6 protein-coding genes are annotated in these 8,382 nt (G+C 46.7%); all 6 read right to left on the reverse strand.

Going from position 1 to position 8,382, the window contains the following annotated elements; genetic code table 11:
• On the reverse strand, window positions 1-911 hold a 911-nt coding region (locus LDX50_RS30660), incomplete at its 3' end, for a DcaP family trimeric outer membrane transporter (protein ID WP_225700122.1).
• 116 nt (window positions 912-1,027) lie between these two features.
• Window positions 1,028-2,536 carry a serine hydrolase domain-containing protein gene (locus tag LDX50_RS30665; RefSeq protein WP_225700123.1) on the reverse strand — a complete coding sequence of 503 codons (1,509 nt, stop codon included), beginning with the start codon at window positions 2,534-2,536 and terminating at the stop codon, window positions 1,028-1,030.
• 36 nt (window positions 2,537-2,572) lie between these two features.
• Window positions 2,573-3,565: a class A beta-lactamase gene (bla, locus tag LDX50_RS30670; RefSeq protein ID WP_225700124.1), complete on the reverse strand. Its 993-nt coding sequence runs from the start codon at window positions 3,563-3,565 to the stop codon at window positions 2,573-2,575.
• A gap of 42 nt (window positions 3,566-3,607) precedes the next feature.
• Complete coding sequence (locus LDX50_RS30675; RefSeq protein WP_225700125.1) at window positions 3,608-5,272, reverse strand: M81 family metallopeptidase; 1,665 nt, start codon at window positions 5,270-5,272, stop codon at window positions 3,608-3,610.
• Between the two features lie 302 nt (window positions 5,273-5,574).
• Window positions 5,575-7,227 carry an amidohydrolase family protein gene (locus tag LDX50_RS30680; protein ID WP_225700126.1) on the reverse strand — a complete coding sequence of 551 codons (1,653 nt, stop codon included), beginning with the start codon at window positions 7,225-7,227 and terminating at the stop codon, window positions 5,575-5,577.
• 84 nt (window positions 7,228-7,311) lie between these two features.
• Window positions 7,312-8,382: DcaP family trimeric outer membrane transporter (locus LDX50_RS30685; protein ID WP_225700127.1), on the reverse strand; the 1,071-nt coding region annotated here is incomplete at its 5' end.

Raw genomic sequence — 8,382 nt, forward strand, 5'->3', positions numbered from 1 at the left:
GCCATCCAACGGAACCAATGCTTTTTTGCACCAAAGTATTCACGCCCGCTAAAGCTAAAGCCCCAACCTAGTGCTCTGGAATTGGGCATTGCACCCAAACCATCCCATCGGAGTTGAAAAACCGATGCTCCTAAAAACAACCGTCCACCTGCAGCTGTTTTTTTTGTAATTCGGCCAGTCAAAAGAGGGAGTTGCTGGCTAGCTTGGCCAATAGTATCCCTGGCGTCAATACCCGGATACTCAAGCATTTCTAAGGCCAGCGCATACATAAACTTGCTTCCAAGTTTGTCTTCCCAACGTACTTGAGCTCTTCGCGTTCCGGTTAATGCATCACCTGCAGCAAAATCAATAGTAGCTGGTACGGCAAACAAATCTGATTGCGTACCCCAGGTTCTACCAACAAGTAATCGGCCCATTACACCGTATGCATGGCGGAGTCTTGGTGCTTGGTTAAAGGCCCCGCGATCGAGGTTGTAAAAGTCTAATTCAATAAATATCTGATAGGGACGTCCGGCCTCATTTATGCTTCGAATATCAAAATTGAACCTCGATTCGCGGGCATGCATATTCATGTAGCCGCTTTGCGCGGGGCGGCCATCTCCTGCTACAGGTGCATTTTGTATTTCATATTGAAACCGGTCGTATCCGCCATCAAAATCCTGGATGTAATCCAATTTCACATAGCCACCTATAGCCATCCGGGCTTTACCGCCAAACAATGGCCATGAGTTTGGGAAAGTTGCATCTACTAAATCCTGCCCGGTATAATCAATCATATTATCTCTGAAGTCGCTAATTCGGATCGAATCGGTATTAGCCGTATTAAGCGTATCTCCCGGGTTCCACTGTTGGGCAAAAGTGGGCAATAGTGTGCAAGTGCTAAGTACTACGAATAAGGTAAGTTCTTTCATTATTGTTTGTTGAGATTAGATATAACTTGATAAAACGATTTGATCATCCTCTCACAACAGAAGATAACCAAATTGGCTAGTTCCATCATATTTTACATTATCCCTTGCCTACCCGGTTATTTGTCAAATACCGATCCGGAGAGCGAGAATTCGTCTACCGCCCCTTCGCCCCGAATGAAGATACGGTGGTTGAATCGCACATAGTTGAGTGCTCCAGACGGATCTTTGAGCAATTCGCCAAGGGCTCCCTTGTTCGGCCCTTCGGTTATGATGAACCAGCCCTCGGCCGTGTTGGCCAAATTGGCAGGCGCGGGATCCGCTCCCTTGGTTAATGCGGAGAACTGGATAAACACATATTTGTCGCCCTCTTTCCGTATCTCGATGTTTTGAGAATTGCCCTTGAATACGCCAACGAAGGGGTCGAGCACAGACGGATCAACGCCTGCTGCGACCGGAGACTTGGCCTCGATTTTCGTGAATGCTTTGACCATTGCGTTCGCTACTTTTTTGTAGGCCTCGACTCCCCGATCGCTGTGGACCAAAACCACCACGGCAAAGTCGTGATCCGGGATCAGCTGCAGAAATGAACGCGTGCCGGGCCAATTCCCGCCATGGCTGGGGCTGGTGACCCCGTTGTAGTCGTGGACGAACCATGTGAGCCCGGTAAAGTCGCCGAACTCAGCCTCGACTGCCGGAGCATGGACATAGTCCAGTGCTTCTTCGGACAGCAGCTGGTTCCCGGAGGCGTCCTTGCCGTCCAGCTGAAAGCGGGCGTATTTCAGCATGTCGGTAACCGTAGACCGGATTCCGCCGGAGGCTGCGGACTCTCTAATCATCGGAATGTAGTACGGCTTGAGATCACTGATGCTGCCTTCCCCGTAGATCGGCGGATGACCCCATGCATAATTTTCAGCCGGAGGGGTTGTGTCGTAATTAAAGGACGACGCATCCATGCCGAGCGGGGCGAACAGGTGCTCTTCGATCAGGGTCTCGATCGGCTTTCCGCCGACATGCGACACCACATGGGTAGCGAAGGTGATACTGGTGTTGTTGTACATCCAGGTTTGATCGAACGGATAGATCTGCTGGATGTAAGCCCCCTGGAGCATGACCTTCTCGGATATGGATCCACCCGGAGGAACGGGCAGGAACCCATGGTCGCCATACCAGCCAGCGCGATGGTGGAACAGGTCAACGACCCGCGCTTTCGAAGTCGCCTCGGGATCCGCGACCCTCCACCATGGCAGGATGTCGACGACCCGGGCGTTCAAATCCAGTTTGCCCTCTTCAGACAGCTGCATGGCCACCGTCGAAAGGAAGGTTTTAGTCACAGAACCAATTTGAAAATGCGTATTAGGGGTAACGGCCTCGTCGGTACCTACCTTCGCGACACCGAGTCCGGCACTGTAGGAGTTGGGCCCATGGATGACACCGACAGCAAGTCCCGGGATGTTCAACTCCTTGATCAGTTCAGCAGTTTCGGCGATGACCGCATCAAAGGCCGCCTGACCCTGCTTCTTTGTCATTGTTTTTTTGGACGGTTGCTTTTTCTGAGCAAAAGCCGGCTGAACTGCAAATAATGAAGCCATTATTACAACAAATAAAAGTTTCATGTTTTGTTTCATGGTTCTAAATTTTAAATATCCATAATCGAATTTGTCTTATGGTTGTAAATAATAAAAGTCATATAACGTCCGGGTGACTTCTGCAATGGCCCGATCGCGATCAGCTTCTGAAGTTGTACTGCTCTTTGTGAATACCACGATGGCAAAACGTCGTCCGTCGGGTAGCGTTACATACCCCACATCATTAGCAACACCGCCAATCGTTCCCGTTTTATGGGCAACCGGGGTTCCTTTTGGCAGAAGGCCTTTTAGTCTTCCGTTACCTGTACGAGTGCGAGACATAGTAGCCAGCAGGAATTCGCGGCTTTTCTCACTCAAGGCCTTTCCGCTGTCGATAGCTAGTAGCAATTGCAGCATGGCATTTGGCGAGCTCTGGTCGCGTGGGTCTTCTTGTTCGAACGTAAGGTTTCGAAGGGGTTGCTTTGCTGCTAGCGTTGGGTCTTTGGTAAGCGCCTCTGCAAGCACGGATGCATAGGCCTTGTCGGGTAAACCATAGAAGTCCCTTAAAATTTCGCTAGTATACCGATCAACTCGCAGATCTGTTATTCCAATACTTCGCATCACTTTCGTTACCGCTTCCGGACCTCCTGCAAGTTTTAGACAAGCGTCCGTCGCCGTATTATCACTCAAAGTAATCATTGTTTCAATTAAATTGGCTACAGATAACTTAATACCAGGGTGCACAAAGTTCACCGCGATCGCGCCGTCACCTGTAACCATGGTTTCTTGTTCAACATCAATTAAATCGGTAAGTTTAAGTTCACCTTTATCGACACGGTCTAACAAGACAACGGCAATGGCAACCTTATAAGTGCTCGCCATCACAAACTGTTCATCTCCGTTTATCGTAATCTTCTTATCCGAACCGATTTCCTGTGCAGCCACACCGATGCGGCCAACCAGCCCCTCCGAAATTCTCTCAATCTTCCTGGAGATAGCTTCAACATCTTGTTTTTGAGCATAAGTCAGTTGAACTGTAATAAACATCGAGGCTACTACTGTAAATAATAATACTAAGCTCTGCTTCATCTTACTTTTTATAATTAATACTTGTGTTTAGATCAATTTGCATTAATCTCTTAACTGAAAAGTTGCGTTTTTGTCGAGAGGGTAGATAGGATACTTTAGCCGGGTGTGTTCGAAAAGCGTTATATCACGACTTGTGGTTCCCGGAACATCAGCGAGCAGCAATTTGTCGGTGAAGTTTTCATAGAACGCTCGAAAGTGCATCCCGCTTTTGACACCTATAACATCATATTCCTGAATGATGATGCCATGCGGCCGTCCCTGCGTATCATCATAGGTCTGGCATAGGCCGGAAATAACGATGACATCTACCGTATTCTCAGCTTCAATAATCAACCTGGCGGTAGGGCCAAGCTGGAATGGGCCATTGAAAGCGGTCCCCCCTCGAACGGTCTCATTCCCATCCGAAATGGACTTGACATAGGCTTTGGTTTTGATCGGTTCGCCCGCCAACGCCTCATATTTGCCCCCGAGGTTCACCTCAATGGTTGCTCCTACACCGGCGGCGACTGCAGCCTTTGCGGTTTCCGGATCGTGTATGGACATGAAAGCGACTTTCCCCAAGCCCTTTGTCTCCATCAGGGCCTTCAGCAGGTGGGTGCCACCACCCCCGGCCCCACCTCCCGGATTATCGGCGGCATCCCCAATCACAATTGGGGTATGGTCGATGATATCGCCTTTGGTTGGCAATTTACGAACATAATGACCGTCCTTCTCGAGCATAGCCAGCACAGTGCCCATTGTTTTGTCCAAAGTTTCTAATGGAATGACTGATTCCTTCCGGTGATCCCATATCCACTGCGCTAGCTCGTCCGCCAGTTCTTCTGCCAGCTTCAGGTTATTTTCGGTAGTGACCATTGGGTACACGCCACAAAAATTGCTGTCCTGATACGGGAAGCCATGCATAACAGAGCAGTTGAGAACACCGGGCCGCTTTTCTATTTCAATGCACTTTTCTTTAAGACGATTTGCAAAGGTTCCCTCCTCTTCGGTATTACTCATGCCCATCATCAGGGGCACTTTACGATAGGCAGGCGTAGGACGCGATTCTCCTGCCAGGATGGCTGCACCACGATACATCGCCTCACGTGCGCAGGCATTCATATCCATATGAGGATATTCTTTGCAGGCACTGAAGAAATTCATATTGTCCTTCATTTTATCGGTGATCTTACCATGCAGGTCACCACTCCAGACGATCATCGTATTCTTTCCGACTAATTTTCTAACTGACTCCGCCAGGTCTCCTTCCAGGTCGTGCGTGCTGTTCACCATGCCGGCACCATGCACACCAAGGTAAACGATGTCCATCGGCATCTGTGATTTCAGCGTGTCCATGATCTCCTTTTTCGCATCTTTCCAGGCCTGATCGCTCACCGTGCTAAAGCACCAGTCTATATAGTACATGACACCTGGGAGCAGCTCCCAGCCCTTTTCTTCACATACATCTACCGCGCCGCCTATGGCAGTCCCTTTCAACATATTCTTAATTTGATCGCCCCGGAACGTGCGCATTCTATCGAGCGTGGTTTCACCCATGCCTTCTGTGAGGTAGGTGTTGGTTTCATGGAAAAAACCAACATAGGAAACTCTTAATTTTTTATTTTTTTCCAATTTGTTCTCATTGTTTGAAGAGAAGGAAAGTAGAGGTACTGATGTAGCGGCAACACTTGCAGAACCAGTCAGGGTAATAAATTTTCTTCTTTCCATTAACTCGGATTTATTAATCGAAAATGATTTAGTTTTAAAATGTTTTTATAAATCACACCGTCCTTCATGAATAAGGTGAAGTTTTTACCTGTTTAAAAAGCACATCCTGAGATCACTTTAGTTGAAGTGGCCACGACTTAATCTGACAGTTAGATAAATTTGAGTGTCGGATTCAACGTATCAAACTGTAACAGATTAAGCCTTATGACTACGCATGACAAAGTAATCAAAAACAAATTAGGATTTTTGAAATTATCAGAAGATTTGGGGAATATCTCCCAGGTCTGCCGTGGTTCAGATTGCTACCGATCAGCCTGCCTTTTTAAGCCAGCTCCACTGAAATCAGCGGGAGAGGCATAGAAAGCTTTTTCCCAATTTTCGACAGATAATGGTTCAAAATGTCCTTTTTCTTCAATCTCAAAACGAATGGGTTGCCCAGCATCGAAGCGTTTTATAGGTTCTGAATCTCTCATTACAATGATGCCATTTACTATTACATGAGGGATCCCGGTTGATGGAAGGGTACCTTTGGCATAAGTAGAGTTATCAGTTACGGTCTCAGGATTGAAAATGGTAATATCAGCTACCATACCCTCTTGTAATCTTCCTCTAACTTGCATGGCCTTTAGCCCCATTTTGCCGAGAGGATTTGCATAGTTATAGCTGGTCATAGAAACAGCCTGCATCAAAGGAATATTGTTTTCTCTTGCCAAACGTAAAACTTTGGCGAAAGAACCAGCTAAGCGTGGGTGGGTATTGGGAAAGTCTTCGTAGGGGGTTTCCCATGTAAGTCCGTCATCCGGTATGAAAGGCATACCGTCGCTACCTATGGCCACTCCTTTCATTTTAATCCAATTCACTATCCATTCCTCTTTGCTTTTATAAACAAGCACTAAACGGGTAGGCTCTTTCTTTAACATTTCTTCTCGCGATTCCTGAGTGTAAAATTCACCAGTTTCCACATCCTGTAGCGTTTCCTCATATTTATTGCCAAGCGTTTTTACCCAAACCTCTGGTTCCAAGAATACTGCGTTTAGGGCTGTTGAGCCAGCAGCATAAGGATATATTTCTCCCCATACATTGTGGCCCTTTTCTTGCATTCTAAGCAATAGTTCATATACCAAGTTGTAACCAGGATTGTTAAAATGTATTGCATTGGCCGGGGCACCTAATGCCGAGGCATTAGCAAGCATTTCCTGAATACCCAGGGTTTCTTCTACATCGGATCCGGGTGTCATTCTAAAATGCATACCTGTTTGACGACCATAGGCTCCTGCAAGTTTTTGAAGCTCGAAAATTTCCCTGGAAGAAACCCCTTCTCGCATATACCCAACGGTTGAACCTATACCTAAGCCCCCTTTACGCAAACCTTCATCCATCATTTTGAGGATTTCATTGGCTTGTTCCAGACTTGGACGGGTCTTTGACCATCCTTCTTTTCCTGATCGTGTACCAACCGCATCCAAAGTGTAATATCGTTTCCAATCTTTGAATTCATCTAACACCGCGGCTCGGGCTAATTCATGGGCAACGGCCACTCCGTAATTGACCGGAGCGTTGCCCTCTCTTTGTTCATAAAATTTGTCGATTTCCGGACCGAATCCTCCAACCTCTAAATCTAAAAGAGTTGTGCGTCCATCACGCAACATGAGACGATAGACATATGGCTCAATAGTATGTTGATGGCCGTCAATAAAACCAGGTGCCACCACATGACCAGTTGCATCAATGGTTTCTTTTCCAGAGATTTCAGCCTCTGTAATGATCGCAATTTTACCGTCTTTAACCCCGACGTTTCTTATGCCGTCAAAATTGGTTTCCGGGTCCATGACACGTCCATTTAAAATGACTACATCAAATTCCTGATTGGGATCTGCTCCTTTTTTAGTTGTTGTCTGATTACAGCTGCTGAAAATAAGGGCAGAAATAAAGAGGGTTAAAAGTGTTTTTTTCATTTTATAAATTTTGAGTATTAATTATTTCTTTCAAGCTCTTTCCTAACTCCGGAGTCATCACCTTACAGCTTCCCAATATACTTATTAAAACAAGTACTTTACCATAAACTGCAATCGTCTGCCGGTACCTTGCGTTTCATTCACATTTGTGCGCTGTACGGCTAAAAACTCTGCGCCAACATTGAGGTTCTTCAATGGGGACCAAATCAAATTCACATGACCTGATATACCCGATTTCATGTCATACCCTTCTTTGTATTCTGAAGGATCAATAGCATAATAGTTTGAGTTGAGGTTAGCAACAAGTGTGTTTGAGAGGCGTAATGCCAATCCACCACCAAAATTCCAAGCTGGCATCGTTTCTAATGTACCTTCTGGCGTAACAATGGCAGAAGCTTGTGTACCGATTGTAGCGACTATTTGGCTACCCCATCCTTGTCCATAGCTGGCCATCCAACGGAACCAATGCTTTTTTGCACCAAAGTATTCACGCCCGCTAAAGCTAAAGCCCCAACCTAGTGCTCTGGAATTGGGCATTGCACCCAAACCATCCCATCGGAGTTGAAAAACCGATGCTCCTAAAAACAACCGTCCACCTGCAGCTGTTTTTTTTGTAATTCGGCCAGTCAAAAGAGGGAGTTGCTGGCTAGCTTGGCCAATAGTATCCCTGGCGTCAATACCCGGATACTCAAGCATTTCTAAGGCCAGCGCATACATAAACTTGCTTCCAAGTTTGTCTTCCCAACGTACTTGAGCTCTTCGCGTTCCGGTTAATGCATCACCTGCAGCAAAATCAATAGTAGCTGGTACGGCAAACAAATCTGATTGCGTACCCCAGGTTCTACCAACAAGTAATCGGCCCATTACACCGTATGCATGGCGGAGTCTTGGTGCTTGGTTAAAGGCCCCGCGATCGAGGTTGTAAAAGTCTAATTCAATAAATATCTGATAGGGACGTCCGGCCTCATTTATGCTTCGAATATCAAAATTGAACCTCGATTCGCGGGCATGCATATTCATGTAGCCGCTTTGCGCGGGGCGGCCATCTCCTGCTACAGGTGCATTTTGTATTTCATATTGAAACCGGTCGTATCCGCCATCAAAATCCTGGATGTAATCCAATTTCACATAGCCACCTATAGCCATCCGGGCTTT

This window comes from Fulvivirga sedimenti, assembly GCF_020328055.1.